Below are 25629 nucleotides of genomic sequence, written 5' to 3'. Positions count from 1 at the left end.
ACCGTCCTCGACGAGGTGCTGGCGCCGGAGCGGGTGCACCGGCACCGGCTCGACAACGGCCTGACCGTGCTGATCGCGCCCGACGACCGCGTCCCCGTGGTCGCCGTCGTCACCTGGGTCGCCGCCGGCTACTTCGACGAACCCGACGAGCTGGTCGGCATCGCGCACGTGCTCGAGCACATGTACTTCAAGGGGACGCCGACGCGCGGCGTGGGCGACATCGCCCGGCAGACCAAGGTGCAGGGCGGTTACCTGAACGCCGGCACCATCTACGATCACACCAGCTACTACACGGTGCTGCCGGCGGCCGGCTTCGCGGCGGGCCTCGAGATCCAGGCGGACGCGTACGCCAACTCGCTCATCGACGCGGGTGAGCTCGCCCGCGAGATCGAGGTGATCGTCGAGGAGGCCAAGCGGAAGGCCGACAGTCCGCACGCGGTGGCCACCGAGACCCTGTTCGAGCTTCTGCACGACCGGCACCGGATGCGCCGCTGGCGCATCGGCCGTGAGCCCGGCTTGCGCTCGCTCACCCGCGATCAGGTGCACCGCTTCTATCGCACCTACTACCGTCCGTCCAACACCGTGCTCGCCATCGCCGGTGACGTGGCGGTCGAGGACGCGCTCGCGCACGTCGAACGTCTCTACGGTGCGCTCCCCGATGAGCCGGTGACGCGGGACCGCGGACCACACGAACCGCCGCGCCGTGATTTTCGCCTGCGCGAATGGACGGGCGATATCGCCCGGGCCGAGGTCGCGATGGGATGGCGCACGCCGTCGGTGACGCATCCCGACGCGCCGCGCCTCGATGTGGTGGCCAGCGTGCTGGCCGCCGGCCGGTCGTCACGGCTGTACCGCGCGGTGCGCGACCGTCAGCTCGCGTCATCCGTGACGGCGTATCAGTACGTGCCCGTCGAACTCGGCGTCTTCGTCGTGCACGCGACCTCGCGTGTCGACCAGGCGCTGGACTGCGCGGCCGCCGCGTGGGGGCAACTGTCGCGGGTCAGGGCCGGCGACGTGTCGGATGAGGAGCTGGCGCGCGTCCACCAGATGCAGGCCGCGCAGTGGTTGCGCCGGCTCGAGACCGTCGAGGGACGCGCCAATCATCTCGCCGCGTGGGAGGCGCTCGGGGGCTGGCACAAGGGGGCCGAGTACTTCGCCGCGATGCAGCGCACCACCGCCGCCGCGGTGGCCGACGTCGCGCGTCGCGTCCTCGATCCGGATGCAGCGGCCGTCGTGATCTATCGTCCGAACGGCTCCGCCGACGTGGCCGGGAGCGCGGACGCCCTGCGCGCGGCGCTTGACGCCGCGACGCCGGCCCCGCTCACGCCGAGCGCCGCGGTGCCACTCGCTCGGTCTGACCGCGCGCCTGCGCGGCGCGACGGCGCGACGGCGGACGTGCACATCTTTCGCACGGCCGCCGGTGTTCCGGTGCTGGTCAAGCGCACGCCGCGCGCGCCCATCGCGTATGCCGGGGTCTTCGTCCGCGCCGGCGCCGATGTCGAGCCGTCGGCGCTGCAGGGCGTCTCGGCGCTTGCGGCTCGCGCGGCCCTCAAGGGGACGCGCACGCGGAGTGCGGAGCACATCGCCGAAGAAGGCGAGCGCCTTGGCGCGTCGCTGGCGGCCGCAGCCGGCGCCGACACGATGCACTGGACCATTTCGGTGCCCGTGGGCCAGTTGGACGGCGCCCTCGCCCTCCTCGGCGACGTCGTGCAGGCGCCAACGATGCCCGCGGACGCCGTCGATGCCGAGCGCACGGTGTCGCTGTCGCAAGTCGCGCAACTGCGCGACGACATGTACCGGTGGCCGATGCACCTCGCGGCGCGCGCGGCGTGGGGGGAGCACCCCTACGCGCGCGTCGCGCTGGGCACCGACGAGACGCTCAACGCGCTCACCCCCGACGACTTGCGGCGCTGGCATCGCGACGTCGTGGCGCAGGGTGAGCAGGTGATCGTCATGGTCGGCGACAGCGAGCCGGAGCGAATGGCTGAGATGGCGGCGGGCGCCTTCGCGTCACTCATGCCGGCGCCGCACCGATCCATCATTGCGCCCGACTGGCCGACCGTCGGCGGCGAGGCGGCCGAGCGGCGCGACAAGGCGCAGACGGCCCTGGTGCTCGCCTATCCCGGGCCGGCGCGCAACGATCCGCGACGGTTCGCCGCCGGGTTACTGGGCGGCGTGGCGAGCGGGCTGGGGGGGCGCTTCTTCGAGGCGTTGCGCGACCGGCAGTCGCTTGCCTACACGGTCATCGCGTCGCCCGTGGTGCGGCCGCTCGCCGGGCTGTTCGTGGCGTACATCGCGACCTCACCGCACAAGGAGGCCGAGGCCCACCGCGGGCTGCTGGCGGAGATCGACAAGCTGCGCACGGCACCCGTGAGTGCGGACGAGCTGCATCGGGCGCGCACCTACGCGCTGGGCACGTGGGCGATCCGCCAGGAGAGCGGCGGGGCGGTGATGGGCGATATCGCCGACGCGTGGCTGTTTGGCACGCTCGATGAACTGCGCGACTTCGAGCGCTGCGTGCGCAGTGTATCGGTGGCTGACCTGCAGGCCGTGGCGTCTGATTTTCTTGATCCGGCGCGCGGCGTCGTGGGCGCGGTGCGGGGCGAGGTCGGCCGCGCGGTGTGACGCCGTCGACGCCGCGCGGAGCGACGTTGCCGGTGCCGCGCGGACGCCTGCGTGGCGTCGGCGCGGTGCCCGCCGCTCAGCGGTGTGTGCTGGGCAGGAAGCCGAGGGCGCGATTGAGCCAGCGCGCGAACGGAATCATGGCGGTGAAGTCCCGCATGACCATCGCCGCCAGCTTCGGAGACTGCACGTCCGTGTCCGAGAGCGCGCGCGACGCGGTGAACGAGTTGAAGCGCAGCCACCGCTCCGCCGGGTGTCCCGGCGCGTACCCGCGCGGCAGCCGCTTGAGCAGCACGCCCGGATCGTCCTCGGTGAGCCCGCCGAAGCGCCGCACGAACGCCCGGTTCAGCACGACGCGCTCCCATGACCTGGGGTCATCGGCAATCGCATCGCGCACACGCTGCAACTTCGGGCGTGGCGGCATCCACAGTCCGGCGGCGACCAGCGAACTGCCCGGCTCGAGGTGAAAGTAGAATCCGGCGCCGCCGTCCACCGTCTGACCCACGCCGCGTCCCGGGGCACGATGGAAGATCCAGAATGCCGCGTGCGTCTTGTACGGCGACTTGTCCGTCGAGAAGCGAATGTCGCGGTGGATGCGGAACAGCGACGACTTCGGGTCACCGACGAACTCCGGCGCCGCCGTCGCAAAGCGAACGTCGAGATCCTCGATGAAGGTCTTGAGCGGCGCCTTGATCTCGCGCTCGAACGTGTCGCGATGGGCCTCGAACCACTCCCGGCGATTGTTCTTCTTGAGCGCGCGCAGGAAGGCGAGCGCGGTGGGGCGGAATCCGTTGAAGGGCGGCGCATTCATGATCGTGACCGGGTCAGGGTATCGGGAATCGCACGGACAGTGTCGGCAGTCGTGTCCGGTGTGCTGACACTGTCCACGGGCGCGGCGGCGGGTGGCAGGTCGCGCTGCAGGCGCAGCGCCGTGCCGATTTCTCCGAACGCCCGGCGGGCGCGGCCCGTCGCCGTGCGAAGGGCGGAAGGGGTGGTGACGTCGTTGGCATCGCCCGCAATTACCCCGCGCACCCAGGGCCGTGCGGCGGCCCACAGGAGCGTGTGTCGCACGAGACGCTGCTGCACCACCTCGCCCGTGATGGTCGGCGCCGAGGGGATCCCGACAACCCAGACGTCGGGGAGCGCGCGGGCCATTGAGGCCCAGCGTGAGAGCGCGTTCAGGGCGTCGACAAAACGTGCCGGGCTCGCGCCGTAATCCTCTACCGTGAGCGCGACGGCGCCCAGCGGCGATGCGCCCCGCATCACCCAGTCCACCAGCGCGCTGTCCAGGTGCATGCCGGCGCCGGTCGGCAACGCGACGCGGGTGAGAGGGTCCCCGCGTCGGGCGGCCGCCGCGGCGCGCGTATAGTAGGACTCCCATGCGTCGCGTGTCATCGGAGCCGCACCGGGCAGGGCGTTGCGAAGCGGGATGAACACGTGGGGGCGCAGTCGGCGGACCACGCGGACAATCTCCTCGTCGCTCCGCGCGTCGTCCGCGCCGCCTCGGCCATCGCGCCGCAGCGTGACGACGAGCGCCACGGAATCCGTCCGCGGTTCCAGCGTGCGCGCCACCGAGTCGAGCGTGAGCGGACCGGTGCCGTCAGAGGTCAGCGTGACGTGCAGCGCGCTCACCCCGATCGAGTCGGCGAGCGCCTTCTCCTGGCGCGCCATCGTCGACGGCGGACTCCCTGACAGCACGCCAAAGATGCTGATGCCGATGGCGAGTCCCCCGCGTGCCGCGGCGTCGGTCGCGCCGGCATCCAGCGCGCGCGTGGACTCGAGCGCTTCGTGCGCGCGGGGCAGCTCGAGCACCGTCACGATCACCGCCGCGCTGCTCGCCGCGGCCAGCAGCGTGCGCGCCGCCCGTGTCCATCGCTGCCGCGCCGGTGTTGCCGGCACGAGTGCCGGAATGAGCAGGGAGGTTCCCCAGGGGAAGGCGGCGGTGCCGACGACCGTCGCGACCAGCGTCGCGATGGCCATGCCAGGGGCGAGTGCCCAGGGCGGCAGCATCCCGCCCACGCTCTCAATCCAGCGGACCACAACCACCCAGGCAACCAGTCCGTCGAAGAGCAGCAGGGGTGCCGCGATGAGCAGGCTGGCGCGACCGCCGCTGATTGCGAGCCACGCCTGCGCCACAAAGACGATGGTCACGGCGGGCCAGAGCCAGGCGAGCGGGCCGAGGACGCGCGCGCCGAGCGCGCTCGGCGCGAGGAGGCCGATGACGAGGGAGGGAATAAAGAGGAAGGCGCACAGTCCGGCGAGCGTGCGCAGCGTGCGTCCGGCACCCGGCAGCGACGACAGCCGCACGCCCAGCGTGAGGTTCCAGGCCGCCAGCAGGACTATGCTGGCGCCCAGGGCCGCAGGGAGGCTCCACGCCGGAAGTGTCACGCGCCGCGCCGACGACTCGTCAGCCGCGGTCGCTGTGCGTGGCGCGCACCGCTCGCAGCGCCAGCCGCCGGGTTACGACGTCAATCGCCTTGCGGGCATCCTTGGCGGCGCTCACCAGCAGGTCGAGTGCGAGCACACCCTCGTCCGGCACGGTGTGGAGCGTCACGTGGCCGATGTCGAGCAGCAGCAGAATCACCAGGCCGCCGCGCGGCAGCGATCGCACCAGCGGCGGCTCCACCGTCGTGAGTCCCGCGGCACCCGCCGCCGCGATCAGCAGTCCGGACAGCGACGCCTGATCCCGCAACAACGACGCTGGGACGCCGCGGAAGTCCGCCGCGTCGTGCGTCAGGAGCCCCGGCGCCTGGTCTCTCACGGCGGCGGTGCGGCGGGCGGCGAGGGCGGCCGCGCCGCGCCCTTCGGGGACTGTGCGGCGGCCGTGGCGGCGAGCAACAGGGCAGGGAGCAGGCGAAGAGGGCGCATGGGCTTTTCAGAGAGTACCACAGATTCCCGCGGAGGACAACGGAATGAAGGGGTGCGTCCCTCTACGACAGGAGGGCGGCCCCCGTTGGCCCGCCCTCTGTTGTTTGTCTGTTTTCTCTCTGTTGTCTCTCTGTTGTCTCTCTGTCCCTAGAACATGCTCATCGCCAGGAAGCTTCGCAGGCTGTCATTCGTCGACCGCAGCCGCGACGAGAGCAGCCGGGTGCACGACCACAGCACCTTGTAGGCGAGCTCGCGGTTGAAGTCGAGCAACAGCTCGAAGTCGCTGCGCGAGATCGAGAGGAGCTTGCAGCTACCGTTCGAGATCGCATCCGTGGACCGCTCGCTGCGGTCGAACACCGCCATCTCGCCAAAGAGCGACCCCTTCTTGAGGATCGCCAGCGCTTCCTCGCCGCTGCCAGGAATCATGCGGCTGATCCGCACCTCGCCATCGACCACGAGGTACAGGCGGTTGCCCGGTTCGCCTTCCTTGAAGACGTATTCGCCCGATACGAAATCCTGCGTCCGGCACACTTCCGAGACGCGCGCGAGCTCCCCTTCATCGAGGTCCTGGAAGATGGCGACGCCCTTCAGCAGTTCGGTGTAATCGGCCATCGCGCCCTCTGTGGGTGACACGGGGGTTCATCGGCCAAGCTACCCCCAGCCCCCGGTGCTGGCAAGCATTCGCGGTGGCGGGTTATGTTGCCCCACATGGAGCGTGACTCCCTGGCGACGCTTCCCAACGCCATCTCGTTGTCCCGGCTGTTCCTGGCGGCGCTCTTCCCCGCCGTCCACGATCACGACCTGCGCCTGCTCATTCTGGCGGCCGCGGGGTCGACCGATTTCTTCGATGGCTGGCTCGCCCGCCGCCGCCAGCAGTTCAGCCGGATGGGCGCGCTGATCGATCCCTTTGCCGATCGGATCTTCGTCCTCGTCGCCATCTGCACGCTGCTGCTCGAGGGGCAGGTGACCACCCTGCAGTATTTCATCTTCCTGCTGCGCGACATCGCCACGGCGGTCGCGTTCGTCGTCGCCAAGTCGGTGGCCTCGCTGCGGCGCGCCACCTTCAAGGCGCGCTTCTCGGGGAAGCTGGCGACGGTGCTGCAACTCGTCGCGCTTCCGGCCATCGTCATCGACCACCGCGCGACCGCCTGGGCCGTGGCTATCGTCGGCGTCGTCTCGCTCATCTCGGTGGCGGACTACACCGTGGTGCTCTGGCGTGCCCGTGCGCAATCATAGCGTGCGCGCTGCGATCCTCGTGCTCGTCTGTGCCGCGGCCGCCCCTCTCAACGCGCAGACCTATCCTTTCACCCCCCGCGTCCAGCCCGAGGTGCGGATCGATGCCGCGATCGCCCGCCGGGCTGCGGCGCTCGCGATGGTGGGCGCGAACACCACGCTGGGTTACTACGTCCGCGCCGGAATCGCCGCGGGGGCCGGGGTGGCGGATACCCCCAATGGCACGGCGGCAGCCGTTCGCGCCGACCTCTCGATGCGATTCCTGCTCGATCCGTTCGCGGAGCATGCGTGGGGCCCATACGCGGGCGGCGGCCTGACGGTGCGGCGCGACGGCGATCTGCGCGCCGAGGCCGGCGTGCTCTTCCTCCTGGGCGTCGAAGGGCGCCGCGCCCGGCGGTGGACGCCCGCCGTCGAACTGGCGCTGGGCGAGGGCGTCCGGCTGGCCGTGGTGCTCCGGAAGGCGCGCACGAACGGACGCTGAGAACAAGGCAAGCGCACGCTCAATAGGCCGCGACCGACCCGGCAAAGGAACGCGCCCCGCTGCCTTGCAGCGGGGCGCTGGCCGTTCTGGTGCGCTGGGAGCGACTACACGGTGGCGACGGCGTCGTTGCCCACCGAGGCTGCCGCATTGGACCGCGGCGGCTGGGCGAAGCGCTCGCCGAGGGTCCGGAGCTCGGCGATGTCCACGGCCGAGAGCTCATAGAACCGCTCGGCCAGGTACCGCATCGTCTCGTCGAACCACTCCCGCTGGTGCTGCGGATCACACCCTACCACACCACAGCTGATGATATGCTGGAACAACTCATCCCGTGCCTGATCCTTCGGCGACGGCTCGTTGCTTGGCCTGCGATTCCTGTTTCGACCCTTGTTCATTTCGTCCGGCAAAATGGTGAAAGAAGCATCACTGAAAGGTAACCGGGCCTGGCCGCGATTCCAAGCGTATGACGCATAACCGCTCTCAACTGTTGAATCGGCTACGAACGACGCGTGGCCATGTCGTGCGAGAGCGGCCCCGGCAGCGGCAGTGCCCAGTCGGCCAGCAAAGCGGCGAGGGCGTCGGGCGCCTCCTCCGGAATGAGCCGACCGGCCGAGGGAACCGCGCGCAGCTCCGCCCCTGAAATCGCGGTGGCGAGACGCGAGGCATCGGTGCTGCCGCACCAGGCATCGTGCTCGCCGCGCAGCACGAGCGTGCGCGCCGCGATCCGGGAAAGGTCCAGATCGCTCGCATCGCTGTCCGTCACCGCGTTGGCGAGCGCCTGCAGATGTCGAACGCCGTCGGCCCCCACAAACGGCGCCGCGTAGCGCGCCACCAACCGGGCGGGCATCGCCTCGGCGGCCGCGACGCTGCGCGTCAGCAGCGGACCCAGCCACGCCGCGGCGCCCAGCATCCCCCGGGTGGCCTCGAAGAGGTGCGCGGCAGAGACGCGACCGAGCTCCGCGAGATCCTCGCCGCGAACCCGGCTAGGCGGTGGCGGGCTGATCAGGACGATTCCCTGCACGCGGCCCGGACGCGTGGCAGCCAGACGCAACGCCACCGAGGCGCCCATATCCACGCCCACCACCGTCGCACGGCCGATGCGTAGCGAGGTCATGGCCTGCTCCACGCACTGCGCCTGCGCAACGACGCCAAAGTCACCCTCGGCGGGGCGATCCGATTCCCCGTGTCCGAGCAGGTCCATGGCCCAGGCCGTCACACGGCCCAGCGGGAGCGCCGGCGCGACTCGCCGCCAGAGAAACGTTGAGGTGCCGAAGCCGTGCAGGAGCACCAGCGCGTGGTCGCCGAACCCGTAGCGCTCGGCGTGCAGGTCCCCTGGCCCGACAGGAATGCGGAGATGGTCGAAGCGAGGCACGGGGTGAGGCAGACGGAAGACGGGAGACTGAAGACGGGAGACGTGAGCCTAGCGTCCGGGAACGCCCGTCAAAGCTATGCGTCCTCGGATCGGGCTGCATTGTCGGTCCGCCCTTCCGTCTCCCGTCCGCCGTCTTCCGGCTGGTTCTCCGCCTTGAGCCCCTCCCCCCACGCCCAGTAGCTTTCCCTCACCCTCTCAACCGACGGTTGTCACGTGGCCAAGACGAATCCGCGCGCCTCGCAGAAGCAGTTCACCTTCCTCATTGTTGCCATCGCAATCATTGGCGCCGGTGCGCTTGGCTGGGTCGCCACCCGGCCCAAGGGAGGCGGCGAGGCCGTCGACCCGAACCTCCCGATCGGCACAGCCGAGGGCTTCCTGTTGGGCAAGCCGGATGCGCCCGTGCAGATCATCGAGTTCGCGGACTTCGAGTGTCCGGCCTGCGCCCAGTTCGCCATGCTCACGGAGCCCGACATCCGCGCGCGCCTGGTGAACACGGGGATGGTGTCGGTGCGCTTCTTCGTCTTCCCGCTCCCGATGCACAAGAACACCTGGGCGGCGTCGAACGCGGCCTTCTGCGCCAACGAGCAGGGGAAGTTCTGGGAGATGCACGATCGGCTGTTCTACACGCAGGACCTGTGGAACACGCAGGCCACGTCGAGCCCGGACAAGAAGATGAAGGGCTACGCCGCGGATCTCGGCCTCGATGCGGACAAGTTCGAGGAGTGCTACGACAGCAAGCGGCATTACCCCAACATCAAGGCGAGCGGCGTCGAGGCCCAGAATCGGCTCATCGACGAGACGCCGTCCTTCATCATCGGCGGCAAGAAGTACGCCGGGAGCCTGCCATATGACGAAATCAAGAAGCTCGTCGACGCGGAGCTCGTGAAGGTCGGCAAGGCGGACACGGCCAAGAAGGGCGGCAAGTGAACCGTCGCATGATCATCGCCGCGCTGGCCCTGATCGGGCTTTTCGTGGCGTTGTACCTCTGGTTCTTCAAGCTGGGCCTCATCGGCGCGCTCTCGTGCAAGATCGGCGGGTGCGACAAGGTGAACACCAGCCCGTGGGCCATGCTCTTCGGCCAGCCCGTGGCGATGTGGGGGGTGCTGTACTACGTGGCGCTGTTCGCGACGGCCTATGCGAGCACGCTCGAGCGCTTCGCGGCCGACCGGCGCGCCGCCGTCGCGCTGGTCGTGCTCACCGGATGGGGCGTGCTCTTCAGCGCGTACCTGACCTACCTGGAGCTGGCCGTCATTCACGCCGTCTGTCAGTGGTGCGTCATCAGCGCGATTCTGGTCGTGATCATGTTTGGGGTGGCGATCTGGGAACTGAGAACGACAGAGTGACACAGAGTACGACAGAGTATCACAGAGTACCACAGAGTACGACAGAGTACCACAGAGTACGACAGAGTACGGCGGGCGATAATTGAACGGGGGGTGCTGCGCTGAGCGCGGCACCCCTCTCTCGTATTCTGTCGTACTCTGTGTCACTCTGTCGTTCTCAGGCCCTCTTGATTTCCCCCCGCTTCGCCCCCGACGCCTCGCTCAGGCGCAGGCGCGGCCGCTGCTCGTCCTCCCGCTCCTCGCGGCGCGCCGGGAGCAGTTCGCGGCCCAGCACCACCAGCACGCGCGTCACGACCACCGACGCCAGCGGCTCCGGCACCGCCAACTCGCGGATATACGTGTCGATCGCGCGGTCGAACGGGAGCTCCTCGGCCAGCGCGTCGACGAACATCAGCGCGTTCTCGACGTGCGTCCGCACGAGCGCCTCTTCCGCGCGCGCCTGGGCGAGCCGCATCCGCCGCTCGGCGGCTGCCGGTAGCTTGCGGGGAAAGAGCGATTCGGGAAGGAGATGCTCCAGCACGATGGAATTACGATCCAGAGGGGTCAAAGGTAACAGTCAGCGCGACGTCGCCACGCCGATGGCCACGGCGGTCGACAGGGCGGCCAGCAGCCACGGCAGCCACCACGGGGCACGATCGAGCAGTCCGCGAAGGCCGCTGACGCCCTGATCGCCCCGCAGGGCGGCGACGATCTCGGAAGCCCGCCGCGGGCGGCCATCCGGCGCCTTGGCGAGGCACCGCATCACCAGCCGGGTCAATGCCGGCGGCGCGTCCGGGCGCCGCTTGGCGATCGGTTCGGGTGACTCCTTGGCATGCGCGATCATGACCGCCTGCGGGGTCTTGCCGCGGAACGGCGGATGGCCCGTCAGCATCTCGTACGCCACGCACCCCACGCTGTAGATGTCGGCGCGGTGATCGAGCGTGGGGTCGCCCGCCGCCTGTTCCGGCGCGATGTACGTCGGCGTGCCAAGGCTCGTCCCCTGCAGCGTGAGGCGCGGCGCCGTGGTGGCGCCGCCGCCGGAATGCGTCGAGTCGCTCACCGCCTTGGCGATGCCGAAGTCGAGCACGACCGCCTGCCCGTGAAAGAGCATCACGTTCTCGGGCTTGATGTCGCGGTGCACCACGCCCTGCGCGTGCGCGAAGTCGAGCGCCCCCGCCACTTCAACCAGGATCTGCGTAATGCGGTCGATGCTCATCGGGCGCTCGCGCGCCATCAGTTCGCGCAGCGACTCGCCCTCCACGAACGGCATCGAGTAGAACAGCTTGCCGTCCACCGCGCCGGCGTGCAGGAGCGGGACGATGTGCGGGTGCTGCAGCCGCGCGGCCAGCGCAATCTCCCGCTTGAACCGCTCCGCGCTCAGGGTCGCCGCCAGTTCCGGATCGAGAACCTTCAGCACCACTTTCCGGTGCAGCGCCCGTTCGACGGCCAGGAAGACGCGGGACATCCCGCCGCGCGGCAACTCGTCCTGAAGGACGTACTCGGCGTCGAGCGCCTGCTGCAGCGATTCCCGCAAGTCCGTCGTCATGCGTCACCTCACCATCCGGGGGCCGCCGGCTTCATCGCCGGCGGTAATCGCCAATCGCCATCCGGTATCGGAATCCGAAATCGCCATCCGGAATCCCAATCCTCAATCAGCTTTCTTCCGACTCGTATTGATCCTTGAGCGCCGCCACCACGCTCGGGTCGGCCAGCGTCGTGGTATCTCCCAGCGTGCGCCCTTCGGCGATGTCGCGCAAGAGCCGGCGCATGATCTTGCCGGACCGCGTCTTCGGTAGGTCCGCGCTGAAGAGGATGTCGTCCGGGCGCGCGATGGCGCCGATCTTCTCGGCCACGAACTCGCGCAGTTCGTCGCGCAGGGCGGGGCTCCGGTGGAAGCCGTCGCGCAGCGTGACGAACGCGGCAATCGACTGCCCCTTGAGTTCGTGCGTCTTGCCCACCACCGCCGCTTCCGCGACCGCCGGATGCTCGACGAGCGCGCTTTCCACCTCCATGGTGCCGATGCGGTGGCCGGCGACGTTCAGGACGTCATCGACGCGCCCCATGATCACGTAGTAGCCCTCTTCGTCGCGCTTGGCGCCATCGCCCGGGAAATAGAGGTCGGGACGCCCCGGCCACTTGGTGAAATACGTCTGCACGTAGCGCTCGTCGTCGCCCCAGATGGTGCGGAGCATCGAGGGCCACGGCCGGGTCAGCGCCAGCAGTCCGCCGCCCACGCCAATCTCGTTGGCCTTCGAGTCGAGCAGCGTGGCGAAGTATCCGGGGAGCGGCTGCGTTGCGCTGCCCGGCTTCGTCGACGTCAGGCCGGGAAGCGGTGAGATGACGATGGCCCCGGTCTCGGTCTGCCACCACGTGTCGACGATGGGACAGCGCAGCCCGCCAATCACCTTGTGGTACCAGATCCAGGCCTCGGGATTGATGGGCTCGCCCACGGTGCCGAGCAGGCGCAGGCGCGACAGGTCGTGCCGCGCCGGGTGCTGCTCGCCCCACTTCATGAAGGCGCGAATGGCGGTCGGCGCCGTGTAGAACACCGAGACGCCGTATTTCTCGCAGATCTCCCAGAACCGGTTGCGCTCCGGCCAGTCCGGCGCGCCCTCGTACATCACGCAGGTGGTGCCGTTGGCGAGCGGGCCGTACACCAGGTACGAGTGCCCCGTGATCCAGCCCACGTCGGCCGTGCACCAGAAGACGTCGTCCTCCTTGAGGTCGAAGACGTACTTCGTCGTCGCCGCCACGCCCGTCAGGTAGCCGCCGGTCGTGTGCACGATCCCCTTCGGCTTTCCGGTCGTGCCCGACGTGTAGAGGATGAAGAGCACATCTTCGGCGTCCATCGCCTCCGGCGGGCAATCGGCCTTGGCGTTCTGCATCAGGCGGTGCCACCAGTGGTCGCGTCCCTCCTTCATCTGGGCGAACGATTCGTCGCCCATGCCGCCAGGCCGGCGTTGCACCACAATCACGTCCTTCACGGAGGGCGCTCCCTCGAGCGCCTTGTCCGCATTGCGCTTGAGGGCCGTCACCTGGCCGCGACGGTAGCCGCCGTCTGAGGTGATGAGCACCTTGGCCTGCGCGTCGTTCATGCGGTCGCGCAGCGACTCCGGCGAGAAGCCGCCGAAGACCACACTATGGATGGCGCCGATCCGCGCGCACGCCAGCATGGCGATGGCCGCCTCCGGAATGAGCGGCAGGTAGATGCCGACGCGGTCCCCGCGCTCGACGCCGAGTGACTTGAGCACGTTCGCGAACTTCTGGACCTCGCGGTACAGGTCCCAGTAGGTGAGCACGCGGGCGTCGCCCGGCTCGCCCTCCCAGACGATCGCCGCCTTGTTGCGGTGCGGGCCGCGCACCCAGCGGTCGATGCAATTCACGGAGACGTTCAGCCGGCCGCCGTGGAACCACTTCGCATGCGGCGGCGCCCACTCGAGCGTTTCCGTGAACGGCACCATCCATTCGAGTTCGCGCGCATGCCGCGCCCAGAACGCCTCGTAGTCGCGCTCCGCCTCCACGTGCAGCGAGCCGTCGTTCACGATGGCGTGATGCCGGAAGTGTTCGGACGGAGGAAACGAGCGGTTCTCGGTCAGCAGGGTGTCGAGATCGGACATGGTCGGGCGAGATAATGAAGGCGGGCGGGCGTTCCCCTTACGCGTACGTCAGGGAGCCGGGCGAATGGGACAGAGGATAGCCGCGTCCTCCGAAACCAGCAACGTGGCGGAGTGGCCGCGCCCGAATCGCGACACGAAGTGACGATTCCTCGTCGCATCGTAACTATCACCGAAAATGACGCTGACCAGCGCCTTGCCGCGCACACCGCGCGAAACATGGCAAAACGTCCCCGTCACGTTGTGACGAACTTATAACTTTATATATAACAATGAGTTATAAGCCAGTTTGATCTGGCACGTTTCTCGCGGTTGAAGAGGGCAACAACTGAACGCTGCTTCACCCGACAAGAGCACACCCGTCGCGAGGCGGGGCCGCAAAGCCAGGAATCTCGAACTACGAGAAGGTCCAGCTGCCGAAGGTGAGCGAGGTCGCAGAAGACCACGCGGGAGTACCGGAGGAACAATGCGGATGGCTTTGGTCGTTGGCAGCGAGGAGGTTTCCATGTACCCGCTGAATGAACCTGATCGCGTCGTTCTCCATGCGCCCGAGCGCCTCGTGTCGGAACACCGACTCGACTTCCGCCGGGATGCGCTCGAGCGGCTCTCGAAGGCCGCCGCGAGCGGAGCGAAGCGGCTGACCATCGACCTGCGCGACACGCGGGAGGTGGACGCCAGCGGACTCGGCGTGCTGGTGCTGCTGCAGAAGCGCGCCCGCGAAAGCTTCCTGGCCACCTGCCTCACGCACACGCCGCCCACCGTGCGGCATCTCCTGCACCTGACGCAGCTCGAGGGACTGTTCGAGTTCGAGGAGTGATCGCGGCGCGCGTCGCGGCGCGCGGCCGCGACGCCCGCGCGCGGTGAGCCCGCCAGCGCATCGCGCCCGGGCGGCGTTATTCTACCGGATCCGGCCAACGCGGCCGGGTCCGGTTCTCGTTTCTCCCGCCCTGTCATGACGACCCTTCGTGCCAACCGCTCGCGCGCGCTCGTTCTGGGCGCTGCCCTCGTCACTGCCTGCGGGCTGCAGCCGCCGCAGTCCTCCCTTCCTCCGATGTTCGCCAAGCGCGCCGAGTCGGCGCGCGGAATGGTCACGGCGTCACACGCCGATGCGGCGGCCGCTGGCGCCCGTATCCTGCGCGAGGGCGGCAACGCGGTTGATGCCGCCGTCGCCACCGCCTTCGCGCTCGCCGTCGTCGATCCGTCGCAGACGGGAATTGGCGCGGGGGGCGGGATGATCGTCTGGATGCGCGGCAGCGCGCGCGCCGATGCGCTGGAGTTCTACGCGCGCACCGGGGCCGACCCCGACTGGTCGCGCACCGACACCGCATCGATGCGCGCGCCGATCAACGGCCGCGCCGCGGGCATTCCGGGCGCGGTGGCCGGATTGCTGGAGGCGCATGCCAAGTGGGGCAAGTTGCCGCGCGCGCAGGTGATGGCGCCGGCCATCGCGCTCGCGCGCGACGGGTTCATCGTCTCGCCGCTCCTGGCGCGCACGGCCGAAGCGTCGCGGGCCAAGCTGACGGCCGACAGCGCCGCGGCGGCGCTCTTCCTTCCGGGTGGGCAGGCGCTCCGCCCGGGTGACCGGCTGGTGCAGGCTCAGCTGGCGCAGACGCTCGACGCGATCGCGCGCGACGGGCGCGCCGCATTCTACGAAGGCCCGATGGCCGAACGGACCGCGGCCAGAATGCGGTCCTTCGGAAGTCCGGCCACGGCGGCGGACTTCAGGAACTACCCGGTGGCCGTCGAACGGCCGCTCTGCACGACGTGGATGGGCTACACGCTGCTGTCGGCCCCGCCGCCGCTTGGCGGCGCGGTGCCGCTCGCGGCGCTCAATCTCCTCGCCGCCACCAACGCCGGGCCGCTTGGCTCGCCCACCACGCAGGGCGCGGCCGCGGTGCAGATCGTCAACGCGCTCCGCGTCGCCGGAAACGACGCCACGCGATTCCGCGGCGATCCGGGGTACTTTGCCGTGCCGTCGCGCGGGCTGATCAGCCCCGCCTTCGCCGCGAAGCGCGTGACGGCCGTGACCGGGCTCGACGGAGCCGCGACGCCGACGCCGGGCGATCCGTGGGCCGAGGACGCCGTGGCGCCCACCGGCGCCTGTGCCACCCTCGAGGGTTGGGGCGCGAGCAAGCTCGGTCCCGACAAGGTGGCGGAGCCGCGGGCCCCTCGCGCCGGCGGTGACGAGGACGCCGCGTGGGAAGGCTCGAACACGACGCACTTCAGCGTGGTCGACGGCGACCGCAATGCGGTCTCGATGACCTTCACGGTCGGGGTGCTCTTCGGCTCCGGCGTGTACGTCAACGGCTTCTTCCTGAACTCCGGCGCGTCCAACCTCGACAATGCGACGCGCGGCCCCAACCGGTACGCGAGTTCCACGATCAACCCCACCATCATCCTGAAGGGGAACGACGTGCGGATGGTCGTCGGTGCGGCGGGGTCGCAATACATCCCGACGTCCACGACGCAGGTGACGTGGCGGCATCTCGCCCTTGGCGAGGACCCGTGGACGGCGATCGCCGCGCCGCGCCTCCAGCCGGCGCAGGGACGGAACGTCGAGGTCGAGGCCGGCTTCGCCCCCGAGGTCTACGCCGCCCTGAAGGCCAAGGGCTACATGCCGCTGTCGCGCGTCGGCGACATCATGTTCGGCGGCGTGCACGCGATCGCCGTGGTGAAGGGCAAGCTGGTTGGCGTGGCGGACCCGCGGCGGGATGGCGCGGCGATGGGGTACTGACGAGGGACCGATCGAGGATTGAGAATCCGGACCGGGACCATGGACTCCGACTCAGGACGGCGACTCGCGATATCGCGGGTCGCCGTCCTGAGTCGTTATCCTTAATCCGGATCCGGATTCCCAATCCTCAATCGGTTTCTCCATGCTCCACCCCTGGCACGACCTCCCCACCGGCAGTCATCCGCCGGAGACGGTGACCGCGGTCATCGAGATCCCGCGCGGCAGCCGCAACAAGTACGAACTCGACAAGGAGTCGGGGCTCTTCAAGCTCGACCGCGTGCTCTACAGCGCCGTGCACTATCCGGGCGACTACGGCCTCATCCCGCGCACGCTCCACGAGGACGGCGACCCGCTCGACGTGCTCGTTCGCATCAACGAACCGACTTTCGTCGGCTGCCTCATCGACGTGCGACCCATCGGTGTCCTCCGCCTGCGCGACCGCGGCGAGCCCGATGACAAGATCCTGGCGGTGCCGGTCAACTCACCGCATCACGAGGAGCACTTCGACATTGCCGACATGCCGCAGCATTACCTGCTGGAGATCGAGCACTTCTTCCACATCTACAAGGATCTCGAGGGCAAGCGCTGCGAGATCGTCGGGTGGGGGAAGAGCGACCAGGCGATGCAGGTGATCAACGAGTCGATGGTGCGGTACGAGGCGAAACGGGAGAGCTGGTTTCGAACCGCTGATTGAGGATCAGGAAACCGGGAGGGGATTCAGGAACTCGAATGCAGACGGCGACCGGCGATGGGCTTCGCGCTATCGTACGTCGCCGTCCTCAATCGGATTCACGAATCCCGTTCCGGATTCCAGAATCTCAGTCGTGCTTACGGCTGCGATCCAATCGCCCCGTGGTCCACCGGCTCCGGTTCCTCGGTGAGCAGGAACTTCTCGTACACGAGCGCGGCGATGATCGCCCCCGTGATCGGCGCCAGCCAGTAGATCCCCTGCGCCTCGTAAATCCCGCTCGCGAAGGCCGGACCGAACGAACGGGCGGGATTCACCGAGGAGCCCGTCAGGTTGCCGAACGCCAGGATGTCCACGGCGAGCGCGAAGCCCACGCCGAGACCGCCAATGCGCGGCGCGCGGTGATCCACCGCCGTGCCGAAGATCGCCCACACCAGGAACATCGTGCCGACCATCTCGAGCAGGAACGCCTGCCCGGACGTGATGTCGAGCGACACCGACTGGCCGCCGCCGCGCGTCGCGGCGAAGAGCGCCGCGGGGAACGCGAACTTGAGCAGGAACGCCGCGGCCGTGGCCCCCGCCACCTGCGCCACGATGTAGAGGCCGGCCATGAACGGCTCGATGCGGCGCACGACGAGCATGCCGAGCGTCACCGCGGGGTTGAAGTGCGCCCCGATGTGCATGAACGCCGACACGAAGATGGCGAGCACGAGCCCGTGCGCCAGGGCCACCGCAACGAGATTCCCGCCGCCCTGGGTCGCCTGCATGATGGCCGCGCTGCCGACGAAGGTCAGCGCGAAGGTGCCGATGAACTCGGAGAGGAAGTGACGGATGGAGTCTCGCATGGAAGGACCGGAAAGAGGGCGTCGATGGTGCGAGGGGATGCTGCGAAGCTAGGGCGTACCTCGTCGCTCGGCCATCCGGCCGGGGGCCACCCGACCGGGCCACCCACCAGGGCCACCCGCGCGTCGCACGGCCGGCACGGCCGCCGCGCCACGCGACGTCAGCGGCCAGAATCCGGCGTGAACGACCCGTACTGACGCATCGCGTAGAGCAGCGGCCTTTCTCCAAGGGCCCGGGCCGACTCGATCGCACCGACGACGATCACGTGGTCGCCCCCCGGGAACTCGGCCACCCGCCGGCAGACCAGATGCGCCACCGCGCCATCGATGAGCACTGGCCCTCCGGCAGCGCGCGACACTGCCACGCCGTCGAAGCGCACCACGCCCTGCTCCGCGAAGCGTGCCGAGATGACGTCCTGCCCCTCCGCGAGGATGCTTACACCAAAGCGCTCGGCGGCGAGCAGGTGCGGCAAGACGGTCGCGACCCGGTCGAGGCAGGCCAGCACGAGCGGCGGGTCGAGCGAGAGGGACGTGAACGCGCTGACCGTCATCCCGTGGTCGACGCCGTCCGCGTCGCGCACCGTCACCACGGTGACGCCCGACGCGAAGCGGGACAGCGCCGCCCGGAAATCGGTGACGCTCACGGAATCCATGCGCCCATCGCGACGATCCCTCCCACCACGGCCGAGACGAGGTTGACCGTGTCGTTGGTCATCCAACGGTAGCCCCGACGGTGGTGGCTGCGATAGCCACAGGTATGGACCCGTCGCTCGGTCCAGGCCTGGCAGGCGTCACACCACCGGCGCGATTGCACGGTGGCGCCCAGCAGCGAGTCGGTGACGGTTCCAATCAGGCCGCCAAGAAAGACCGCCTCAAGTCGCGGAATGTCGAAGGGGACGGTGAACGACGCCACGGCGCAGAGGCCGATCACGAAAGCGCCGGCCACGGCCGCGGCCAGGCCCTGCGCGCTGACACCCCCCGACGTCCCGGGCTCCACGGGCTCCCCGTTGACGATGGAACGCGGCGTCCCCTGCAGCGCCATCCCGACTTCCGTGGCCCACGTGTCGGCCGTGGCCGCAGCGAGTGCGCCGAACCCCAGGAGTCCCGCCTCCCAGTTGCCGGTGAATGCCCACGCCAGCGCCCCGACCGCGAATACGCCGCCGTTGGCGAGCACCTGCCAAGCATCACGCGAGCGGAGTTCGGGGAGCATGCCCAGTGACCGGCGACGCTTCTCGTCCGCGTGCCAGCGCGTGAGGACCACGGAAGTGTAGAAGAAGACCGCCAGCGACAGGAGCCAGCCGACGCCGCCGAGCGCGGCGGCCAGTCCCACGGCGAACGCGGCATACTCGCCGCCCGGGGTGAGCAGCCCGCGCCGTGCCGCGTGCCGCGCCGCCACGCCGGCGACGGCACCGCCGATCAGCAGACGGGGAAGGAAGTCGATGAACACGGGCGGCAGGAGAGTCCGGAGGATGGACGTTCGGATATTCAACGGCGTCGCAACCAGGCGCAAGCGGAAAACGCGCGTGGCGCGTCGCTTGTTCCGCCACGTCGTGGCGCGTTAGCTTGCGTCACCGATGCCCGGACCTGTCGATCCTCTCATTCCGCTCAGCCTGCTCGAGGCGGTCCGCACGGTGGACCTCCCCGACAACGATTTCGAAGCGGAATTCGTGCATGAGCTGCGCAACAAGCGCCTGGGACTCTCCGATACCGTCTTCGCGCAGATCAGGCGATTTGCGGAGGCGGTGCGGCGCAAGCAACGCACGGACTACAACGAGGCCGTTGGCATTGCGCGCCTGATCGGCCGCCGTCCCGACGCGGAGGCCGTCTTCCGCGAGGCGGGGCGCTTCTTCGCGCGCCAGGTCTACGGCACCATTTCGCCGGTGACGCGCAAGCTGATGCGCACGTTCCCCACGCTGCTGACGCGCCCGCTCGCGCTGCGACACGTGCGCCGGGCGGCCAAGCGGTACATGCACGGCACGGCCCGGCGCATGGGGGGAAGCATTATCCTCGATGTATCCGAATCGGTGACCCGAGATGCTGCGCCCAAGCTCGGCGGCTGCGCCTTCTACGAATCGGCGCTCCGCGAGTTCATCCAACTGATGGTCGGCGGAGTGGGCGCCGTCGACCATGTCCGCTGCGCATCGCGCAGCGAAGGCAGCTGCGAGTGGCGCGCCGAATGGCGCCCCGACCGCAGCAAGGGCTGAGGCCATGCTCAATCAAGCGTTCGTCGCCAAACTCCAGGCCGCCCTGCGCGACGCAGGCGTCGACGGCTGGCTGCTCTACGACTTCCGCGGCATCAACGCAATTGCCAGCGGGCTCGTCGGCATCAAGGGCTTCGTGTCGCGCCGGTGGTTTGTCTGGGTGCCGACGCAGGGCGCGCCCGTCGCCATCACGCACGTCATCGAGCAGAACCCGTGGCACGACTGGCCGGCGGCGTGGGAGAATCGGCAGTACAGCGCCTGGCCCGTGCTCGAGGCCGAGGTTGCGCGCTGCGTGAAGGGCAAGCGCATCGTGATGGAGTACTCGCCGGGCGACGCGGTGCCGTACGTCGATTACGTGCCGGCCGGCGTGCTGGAGATGGTGCGCGCCGCCGGCGCGACCGTGGAGTGCTCCGGCGACCTGGTGACGCGCTGCCTCGCGGTCTGGAACGACGACGAGCGCCGGACGCATGGCATCGCCGCCGAGCAGCTGAAGGAGATCGCGTACGAGGCCTTCCGGAAGGCGGGTGCGGCGGCGCGAGCCGGCACGCCGATCAGCGAGTACGTGCTGACGGAATGGATCCGCAGCGAGTTTGACCGCCTGGGCCTCTGGACCGACCACGGCCCGAATGTGTCGGCCACCGAAAACGCCGCCAATCCGCACTACGATCCGTCGCCCGATGCGCCGCGCTACCTGAAGGTCGGTGACATCGTGCTCATCGACCTGTGGGCCAAGGCGCCCGATGGGATGTGGGCCGACCAGACCTATATGGCGAGCATCGGCGAGCCGAGCGCGAAGGCGGTGGAGGTCTGGAATGCCGTCCGCGATGCGCGCGATGCGGCCATCACGCTGCTGCGGGAGAAGCTCGCCACCGGCCAGCCGGTTCGCGGCGGCGAGGCCGACGATGCGGCGCGCGCCGTCATCGTCGCGCGGGGATACGGCCAGTACTTCACGCATCGCACCGGGCACAGCATCGATGCCAGCGGCCTGCACGGCTCTGGCGCGCATCTCGACAACCTCGAGACGCGCGAGGAGCGCGTGCTCCTCAGCGGCAGCGGATTCTCCATCGAGCCCGGGATCTACATCGCGGGCGACATCGGCATGCGCACGGAAGTGAACGCGTACGTGGACGGCAAGGCCCTCGTGGTGACCCCCAGGGAACCGCAGGTGGAGCTGTTCATCGTCTAGCGGGGCGTAGCGCTCCGGCTTTTTGCACCACGGAGGCACGGAGAACTGCCAGAGGGCCACGGAGGAACTGCAACTTTCTCGGGTGACAGCGCGCGCCACGCATTGATCTGCGTGGCGCGATGTCGTTACGCCCAGTTGTGGCTGTGCTCCGTGGTCCTCATTCAGTGCTCCGTGCCTCCGTGGTGAAGAAGCCCAGCGTGGTGCGCACGCCGCCGATGTGCCAGCTTTCCGGCCCATGGCCCTGAAACGCGAACTCGGACTCTTTTCCGCCGCGCTTGTCGTGGTCGGCGGTATCATCGGCTCCGGTATCTTCTTCACGCCGGCCGCCACCGCCGCCGCCCTCCCGTCCGCCGGATGGGTGATCTTCGTCTGGACGCTCGGCGGCGTCGTGGCGCTCGCTGGCGCGCTCACTTACGCGGAACTCGGCGCGATGCTCCCCGAGGCCGGCGGCGCATACGTCTACATTCGCGAAGCGTTCGGCCCGCTCCCCGCCTTCCTGTCGGCCTGGATGAATGCCGGCCTGATTTCGAGCGGGGCCATCGCCGCGGTGTCGATGGGCTTTGCCGGATACCTCGGGCGCTTCATTCCGCTCCACGCCGTGGGCGGGCCCATCGGCGTCGCCGCGATCACCATCATCGTGGTCACCGCGACCAATATCCTGGGGATCAAGCCGGGGGTCGCCGTGCAGAACGTGCTCACGATCGCCAAGATCGCGGCGCTCGCCGGCCTCGTCGTCGGTGGCCTCGTGCTGGTTCTCGGACTGGGTGGCAGCGCGGCGCCGGCCGCGGCCAGTGTAGCTCCGCCGGCCCCGTCGCTCCCCCGCGGCTTCGCCTCCGCGTTCGTCGCCGTCCTCTTCACCATCGGCGGCTGGCAGCAGATGAACATGATCGCCGGCGAGATCCGAGACCCGGCGCGCAATATCCCCCGCGCGCTGGCCATCGGCATTGGCATCGTGATCGCCGTCTACCTGGGCGTCACCGGCGCCTACCTCGGCGCCCTCGGCCGCGACGGCCTGGCGGCGAGTGTCGCGCCGGCGGCCGATACGGCGGCGCGCATCGGCGGGGCCGCGGCGGCGACTGCCATCACGGTTGCGGCGATGCTGTCCATTCTCGGCTTCGTCAACGTCGCGCTGCTCACGAATGCGCGCGTCGTCTTTGCCCTCGGCAGCGATGTGCCCGCGCTCAATGCGGCCGGCCGCGTGCACGCGCGCTTCGGTTCACCCTGGGTGGCGCTCGTGATGCTGGGCGGATGGTCGACGGCGTTGCTGCTCGCCACCCGCGGCAGCATCGGCACGCTGCTGGGCGGCGTCGTCTTCGCCGACTGGATCTTCTTCGCGCTCGGCGCCGCGTCGGTCTTCCGGCTGCGGGCGCTGCGTCCCGACGCCGTGCGCCCCTATCGCGCCCTGGGCTATCCCTGGCTGCCGGCGTTCTTCGTGGCCGCCGGCGTGGTCGGCATCGTCAGCGCCTACGTCAGCGAGTTGAAGATGTCGCTGTTCGGGACGGGACTGCTGGCGGTGGGCGCGGTGGTGTGGATGCTCGCGAGGAGAAACGATTGAGGATATGGAATCCGGAATTGGACTCAGGATCTCGATGCGGGATTGCGACTGGCGATTGCGCAGCATGATCGCGAGTCGCCATCCGTGGTCGGGATCCTAAATCCCATTCCGGATTCCGGATCCTCAATCGCCTCAGACGTGCCGGTCCACCGCCATCGCCACGAACAGCAGCGCGAGATACAGCAGCGAGTACTTGTAGACCTTCCACGCCACGGGTATCCAGCTCTCCCCGGCCGCGTCGAGCGCGCGGATGCGCCAGACGCCGCGCAGCAGGATGCCGCCCAGCACGAGCGCTGACGCCAGGTAGAACAGGCCGAACACGCCGAACGTCACCGGGAGCACGCTGAGGCCGATCAGCAGCACGGTGTACCAGAGCATCTGGTCAATGGTCTCGCGCTCGCCCCAGATGTTGGGCGCCATGGGCACGCCGGCCTTGCCGTAGTCGCGCTGCTTGAGCAGGGCGAGCGCCCAGAAATGCGGCGGCGTCCAGTAGAAGACGATCAGGAAGAGGTAGATGGACGCGAGGTCCACGCGCCCCGTCACCGCGGCCCACCCGACGAGCGGCGGAAACGCGCCCGCGGCTCCGCCCAGCACGATGTTCTGCGGCGTCGTGCGCTTGAGCCAGCGCGTGTACACGAAGACGTAGAAGTAGAATCCCGACAGCGCGAGCGCCGCGGTGAGCACGTTGACGTAATGCCCGAGGAGCCAGGTGGCCGCGGTTGCGATGGCGATGCCGAAGGCGAGGACCGCGCGCGCCGACAGCCGGCCGCTCGGAATCGGCCGCAGCCTGGTGCGCGCCATCACGTGGTCGATGTCCCGGTCCAGGTACATGTTGACCGCGTTCGCGCCCCCGGCCATCAGGTAGCCGCCGATGCCGGTCCACAGGATCACGCGCCACGAGGGCGTGCCGGCGACGTACATGGGCGCCAGCGTCGTGAGGAGCAGCAGCGAGATGATGCGCGGCTTGGTCAGCGCAATCAGGTCGCGCGCAAGCGACGGCTCGCGCACCACGGCGGCCGGAGCAGTCACGGGGCCACCGTCTGGTTCGCCTTCGCTTCCATATCGAGACGCGTCGTGTGCTGGCGCGCGGCGTCCCAGGTGGCGGCGAGCGCCACCATCAGGGCGATGGCCGGCACCACGGCGTACGCCCACTCGACGCCGCGCCGCGCCTGCGCCGAGGCGGCAGCGCGCATGGCGCGGACCGTCGAGCGGAGGACCATTACCTGACTGACGACAACGAGCGCGATAGCCAGCCAGAAGAGCGCGTGGAGCAGCAGGGGCATCGATCCGGGGTGCACGGGGAAGGGACAGGGCAAGGCGCGGCACGCCGCCTGCGAGGACGGCGCCGACGCCACGGTGAAGAATCGCCCCCACGGACGGGCAATTCAACGGTGGCGTTCCCCTGGTTCCGTCGCACGTCGTTGGCCGGCCCGCCGCGCCCTCTCGCGTTCACGGGCCGCCGTCGCTACACTAGCGCGATGCCAGAACCCACGCTCCCCGCCGCCCCGACGCTCCAGCGTCGCCTGGGACTCTGGACCGCGATCGCGGTCGTCATCGGGTCCACCATCGGTTCCGGCATCTTCCGGTCGCCGGCCGGCATCGCCGACAAGCTCCCCGGTCCGGTGCCGATGCTCTCGGTCTGGGTGATGGGCGGCATCTTCGCCCTGTGCGGCGCGCTGACGCTCGCCGAGGTCGCGAGCGCGCTCCCGCAGACCGGCGGCATCTATGTCTTCGTGCGGGACGGCTGGGGCCGGCTGGCGGCGTTTCTGCTGGGATGGGGCCAGCTGGTGATGATCCGCGCCGCGTCGCTCGGGGCGATCGCCATCACGTTCTCCGAGTACTTCCATCGGGTCGTCGGGATCGACCCGATGGCACCGGAGCACGCGACACAGGTGCGGCTGGGGGCGGCGCTGGCGATCATCGTCACGGGGACGTTCAATGTGCTCGGCGTGCGACTCGGCGCGGCGGTGACGAATCTCACCGTCGTGGCGAAGTACGGTGGCCTGATGTTCATCGTCTTCATCGCGCTCGCGCTCGGCCTCCCGCAGACGGGCGGGCACTTCACGCCGGCGGTGCCCGCCGGGAGCGTGACGACCACGGCCTTCGGCCTGGCGCTCGTCTCGACCCTCTGGGCGTTCGACGGATGGGCCGACCTCAGCTACGCCGCGGGCGAGGTGAAGGATCCGCAGCGCACGCTGCCGCGCGCGCTCATCGGCGGTACGCTGCTGGTCATCGCCATCTATCTGCTGGCCAATGTCGCCTATCTCGCGGTGATGCCCATCGAGGAGATCCGGCACTCCAAGCTCGTGGCGGCCGACGTGGCGCAGCGGGTGATCGGGCCGGCCGGTGTCGTCTTCGTGGCGGTGACGGTGATGCTCTCCACCTTCGGCACGCTCAACGCCTCGCTCTTCACCACGCCGCGCATCTTCTTCGCGATGGCCGATGACAAGCTCTTCTTCCCGGCCGTCGCGCGCGTGCACCCGCGTTTTGCGACGCCGTGGGTGGCCATCACCCTCACGGCGGGGCTCGGGGCGGTCTTCGTGCTGCTGCGTTCCTTCGAGCAGCTGGCCGACGCGTTCGTGACCGCCTTCCTGCCGTTCTATGCGCTCGCCGTGGCCGCCATCTTCCGGCTTCGCAAGCAGCCCGGCTACGCGCCGTCCTTCCGGGTCCCGGGCTACCCGGTGGTGCCGCTCCTGTTTGTCGTCTCGGTCATCTACCTGCTGGCCAACGGATTCATCAATCCCGAGAGTCGCTGGATGACCGCGTCGGTCTTCGGCGTGCTCCTGGCGGGGGTCCCGGTCTACTACCTGACCGTGGGGCGGCGCGGCCGATAAATGGCGCGGTCACCGCGCGCGAACCGCGGCGACAAATACCCGTGCTTTTGCTGCTGCGTCACGTGACCACAAAGTGACAT

Annotated in this window: 26 protein-coding genes and 1 riboswitch; of the genes, 12 read left to right on the top strand and 14 right to left on the bottom strand. The window is 69.3% G+C overall.

Translation table 11 applies throughout. From position 1 onward, the window contains the following. The first annotated feature begins 15 nt into the window (after window positions 1–15). Entirely contained in the window at window positions 16–2625 is a 2610-nt protein-coding gene (locus VGJ96_13025) for a pitrilysin family protein (protein HEY3288033.1), read from the top strand. Window positions 2626–2701: 76 nt separating this feature from the next. Here the strand turns inward: VGJ96_13025 and VGJ96_13020 are convergent, their stop codons facing one another. The 4 genes from VGJ96_13020 to VGJ96_13005 form a co-directional block, all read right to left on the bottom strand. Further along, window positions 2702–3433, bottom strand: a complete 732-nt coding sequence (locus tag VGJ96_13020; GenBank protein ID HEY3288032.1) for a DUF2461 domain-containing protein — start codon at window positions 3431–3433, stop codon at window positions 2702–2704. Beyond that, the gene (locus tag VGJ96_13015) at window positions 3430–5010 is read right to left on the bottom strand and encodes a hypothetical protein (protein ID HEY3288031.1); all 1581 of its coding nucleotides are present in this window, start codon (window positions 5008–5010) and stop codon (window positions 3430–3432) included. The genes VGJ96_13020 and VGJ96_13015 overlap by 4 nt, the downstream gene beginning before the upstream one ends. 19 nt (window positions 5011–5029) lie before the next feature. After that, window positions 5030–5383 (bottom strand): S-adenosylmethionine decarboxylase, encoded by a 354-nt coding sequence (locus VGJ96_13010; GenBank protein ID HEY3288030.1) that lies wholly within the window; start codon window positions 5381–5383, stop codon window positions 5030–5032. A 254-nt stretch (window positions 5384–5637) separates the two neighbouring features. Then, window positions 5638–6123 (bottom strand): cyclic nucleotide-binding domain-containing protein, encoded by a 486-nt coding sequence (locus VGJ96_13005; GenBank protein HEY3288029.1) that lies wholly within the window; start codon window positions 6121–6123, stop codon window positions 5638–5640. Between the two features lie 75 nt (window positions 6124–6198). Between VGJ96_13005 and VGJ96_13000 the strand changes: the two genes are divergently transcribed. Both VGJ96_13000 and VGJ96_12995 read left to right on the top strand, forming a co-directional pair. Further along, window positions 6199–6726, top strand: a complete 528-nt coding sequence (locus tag VGJ96_13000) for a CDP-alcohol phosphatidyltransferase family protein (GenBank protein HEY3288028.1) — start codon at window positions 6199–6201, stop codon at window positions 6724–6726. 1 nt (window position 6727) lies between these two features. Further along, a complete protein-coding gene (locus VGJ96_12995) occupies window positions 6728–7204 on the top strand; it encodes a hypothetical protein (protein ID HEY3288027.1) in 477 nt (158 codons plus the stop codon). Window positions 7205–7308: 104 nt separating this feature from the next. On the opposite strand, the gene VGJ96_12990 is transcribed toward VGJ96_12995, so the two are convergent. Both VGJ96_12990 and VGJ96_12985 read right to left on the bottom strand, forming a co-directional pair. Further along, complete coding sequence (locus tag VGJ96_12990) at window positions 7309–7524, bottom strand: hypothetical protein (GenBank protein ID HEY3288026.1); 216 nt, start codon at window positions 7522–7524, stop codon at window positions 7309–7311. A gap of 173 nt (window positions 7525–7697) precedes the next feature. Then, on the bottom strand, window positions 7698–8573 hold the full coding sequence (locus VGJ96_12985; protein ID HEY3288025.1) for an alpha/beta hydrolase: 876 nt from the start codon (window positions 8571–8573) through the stop codon (window positions 7698–7700). Window positions 8574–8786: 213 nt separating this feature from the next. Between VGJ96_12985 and VGJ96_12980 the strand changes: the two genes are divergently transcribed. Continuing rightward, on the top strand, window positions 8787–9500 hold the full coding sequence (locus VGJ96_12980; GenBank protein ID HEY3288024.1) for a DsbA family protein: 714 nt from the start codon (window positions 8787–8789) through the stop codon (window positions 9498–9500). 8 nt (window positions 9501–9508) lie between these two features. Beyond that, window positions 9509–9916, top strand: coding sequence for a vitamin K epoxide reductase family protein (locus VGJ96_12975; GenBank protein HEY3288023.1), 408 nt, complete (start codon window positions 9509–9511; stop codon window positions 9914–9916). A 157-nt stretch (window positions 9917–10073) separates the two neighbouring features. Here VGJ96_12975 and VGJ96_12970 read toward each other — a convergent pair whose 3' ends face one another. The 3 genes from VGJ96_12970 to acs form a co-directional block, all read right to left on the bottom strand. Continuing rightward, a complete protein-coding gene (locus VGJ96_12970) occupies window positions 10074–10436 on the bottom strand; it encodes a hypothetical protein (GenBank protein ID HEY3288022.1) in 363 nt (120 codons plus the stop codon). 36 nt (window positions 10437–10472) lie between these two features. Then, window positions 10473–11441, bottom strand: coding sequence for a serine/threonine-protein kinase (locus VGJ96_12965; protein HEY3288021.1), 969 nt, complete (start codon window positions 11439–11441; stop codon window positions 10473–10475). A gap of 106 nt (window positions 11442–11547) precedes the next feature. Continuing rightward, window positions 11548–13512: an acetate--CoA ligase gene (acs, locus tag VGJ96_12960; protein HEY3288020.1), complete on the bottom strand. Its 1965-nt coding sequence runs from the start codon at window positions 13510–13512 to the stop codon at window positions 11548–11550. A 339-nt stretch (window positions 13513–13851) separates the two neighbouring features. Then, window positions 13852–13930: riboswitch (cyclic di-GMP riboswitch) on the top strand. A gap of 84 nt (window positions 13931–14014) precedes the next feature. Here acs and VGJ96_12955 point away from each other — a divergent pair. From VGJ96_12955 to VGJ96_12945, 3 genes are all read left to right on the top strand, one after another. After that, window positions 14015–14326 carry an STAS domain-containing protein gene (locus VGJ96_12955; protein HEY3288019.1) on the top strand — a complete coding sequence of 104 codons (312 nt, stop codon included), beginning with the start codon at window positions 14015–14017 and terminating at the stop codon, window positions 14324–14326. 135 nt (window positions 14327–14461) lie between these two features. Beyond that, the gene (locus VGJ96_12950; GenBank protein ID HEY3288018.1) at window positions 14462–16243 is read left to right on the top strand and encodes a gamma-glutamyltransferase; all 1782 of its coding nucleotides are present in this window, start codon (window positions 14462–14464) and stop codon (window positions 16241–16243) included. A gap of 142 nt (window positions 16244–16385) precedes the next feature. After that, entirely contained in the window at window positions 16386–16937 is a 552-nt protein-coding gene (locus VGJ96_12945) for an inorganic diphosphatase (protein ID HEY3288017.1), read from the top strand. A 134-nt stretch (window positions 16938–17071) separates the two neighbouring features. On the opposite strand, the gene VGJ96_12940 is transcribed toward VGJ96_12945, so the two are convergent. The 3 genes from VGJ96_12940 to VGJ96_12930 all read right to left on the bottom strand — a co-directional run bounded on the left by VGJ96_12940 (window position 17072) and on the right by VGJ96_12930 (window position 19220). After that, on the bottom strand, window positions 17072–17776 hold the full coding sequence (locus VGJ96_12940; protein HEY3288016.1) for an aquaporin: 705 nt from the start codon (window positions 17774–17776) through the stop codon (window positions 17072–17074). 158 nt (window positions 17777–17934) lie between these two features. Then, the gene (locus tag VGJ96_12935; protein ID HEY3288015.1) at window positions 17935–18417 is read right to left on the bottom strand and encodes a flavin reductase family protein; all 483 of its coding nucleotides are present in this window, start codon (window positions 18415–18417) and stop codon (window positions 17935–17937) included. Further along, window positions 18414–19220, bottom strand: a complete 807-nt coding sequence (locus VGJ96_12930; GenBank protein HEY3288014.1) for a DUF92 domain-containing protein — start codon at window positions 19218–19220, stop codon at window positions 18414–18416. The genes VGJ96_12935 and VGJ96_12930 overlap by 4 nt, the downstream gene beginning before the upstream one ends. Before the next feature lie 127 nt (window positions 19221–19347). Here VGJ96_12930 and VGJ96_12925 point away from each other — a divergent pair, with 127 nt between their 5' ends. The 3 genes from VGJ96_12925 (at window position 19348) to VGJ96_12915 (ending at window position 22715) form a co-directional block, all read left to right on the top strand. After that, window positions 19348–19977: a hypothetical protein gene (locus VGJ96_12925; protein ID HEY3288013.1), complete on the top strand. Its 630-nt coding sequence runs from the start codon at window positions 19348–19350 to the stop codon at window positions 19975–19977. Window positions 19978–19981: 4 nt separating this feature from the next. Further along, on the top strand, window positions 19982–21160 hold the full coding sequence (locus VGJ96_12920; GenBank protein ID HEY3288012.1) for a M24 family metallopeptidase: 1179 nt from the start codon (window positions 19982–19984) through the stop codon (window positions 21158–21160). Between the two features lie 235 nt (window positions 21161–21395). Then, window positions 21396–22715, top strand: coding sequence for an amino acid permease (locus VGJ96_12915; protein ID HEY3288011.1), 1320 nt, complete (start codon window positions 21396–21398; stop codon window positions 22713–22715). Between the two features lie 132 nt (window positions 22716–22847). Here the strand turns inward: VGJ96_12915 and VGJ96_12910 are convergent, their stop codons facing one another. Continuing rightward, window positions 22848–23744 carry a heme o synthase gene (locus tag VGJ96_12910; protein ID HEY3288010.1) on the bottom strand — a complete coding sequence of 299 codons (897 nt, stop codon included), beginning with the start codon at window positions 23742–23744 and terminating at the stop codon, window positions 22848–22850. Then, window positions 23741–23998: a hypothetical protein gene (locus tag VGJ96_12905; GenBank protein HEY3288009.1), complete on the bottom strand. Its 258-nt coding sequence runs from the start codon at window positions 23996–23998 to the stop codon at window positions 23741–23743. Before VGJ96_12905 ends, VGJ96_12910 begins: the two co-directional genes overlap by 4 nt. 195 nt (window positions 23999–24193) lie before the next feature. Here VGJ96_12905 and VGJ96_12900 point away from each other — a divergent pair, with 195 nt between their 5' ends. Continuing rightward, the gene (locus VGJ96_12900) at window positions 24194–25549 is read left to right on the top strand and encodes an amino acid permease (GenBank protein ID HEY3288008.1); all 1356 of its coding nucleotides are present in this window, start codon (window positions 24194–24196) and stop codon (window positions 25547–25549) included. Window positions 25550–25629: the final 80 nt, after the last annotated feature.

This window comes from Gemmatimonadaceae bacterium (genome assembly GCA_036504815.1).
Lineage (GTDB): Bacteria > Gemmatimonadota > Gemmatimonadetes > Gemmatimonadales > Gemmatimonadaceae > PNKL01.
This window is presented reverse-complemented; position numbering and strand designations above follow the sequence as displayed.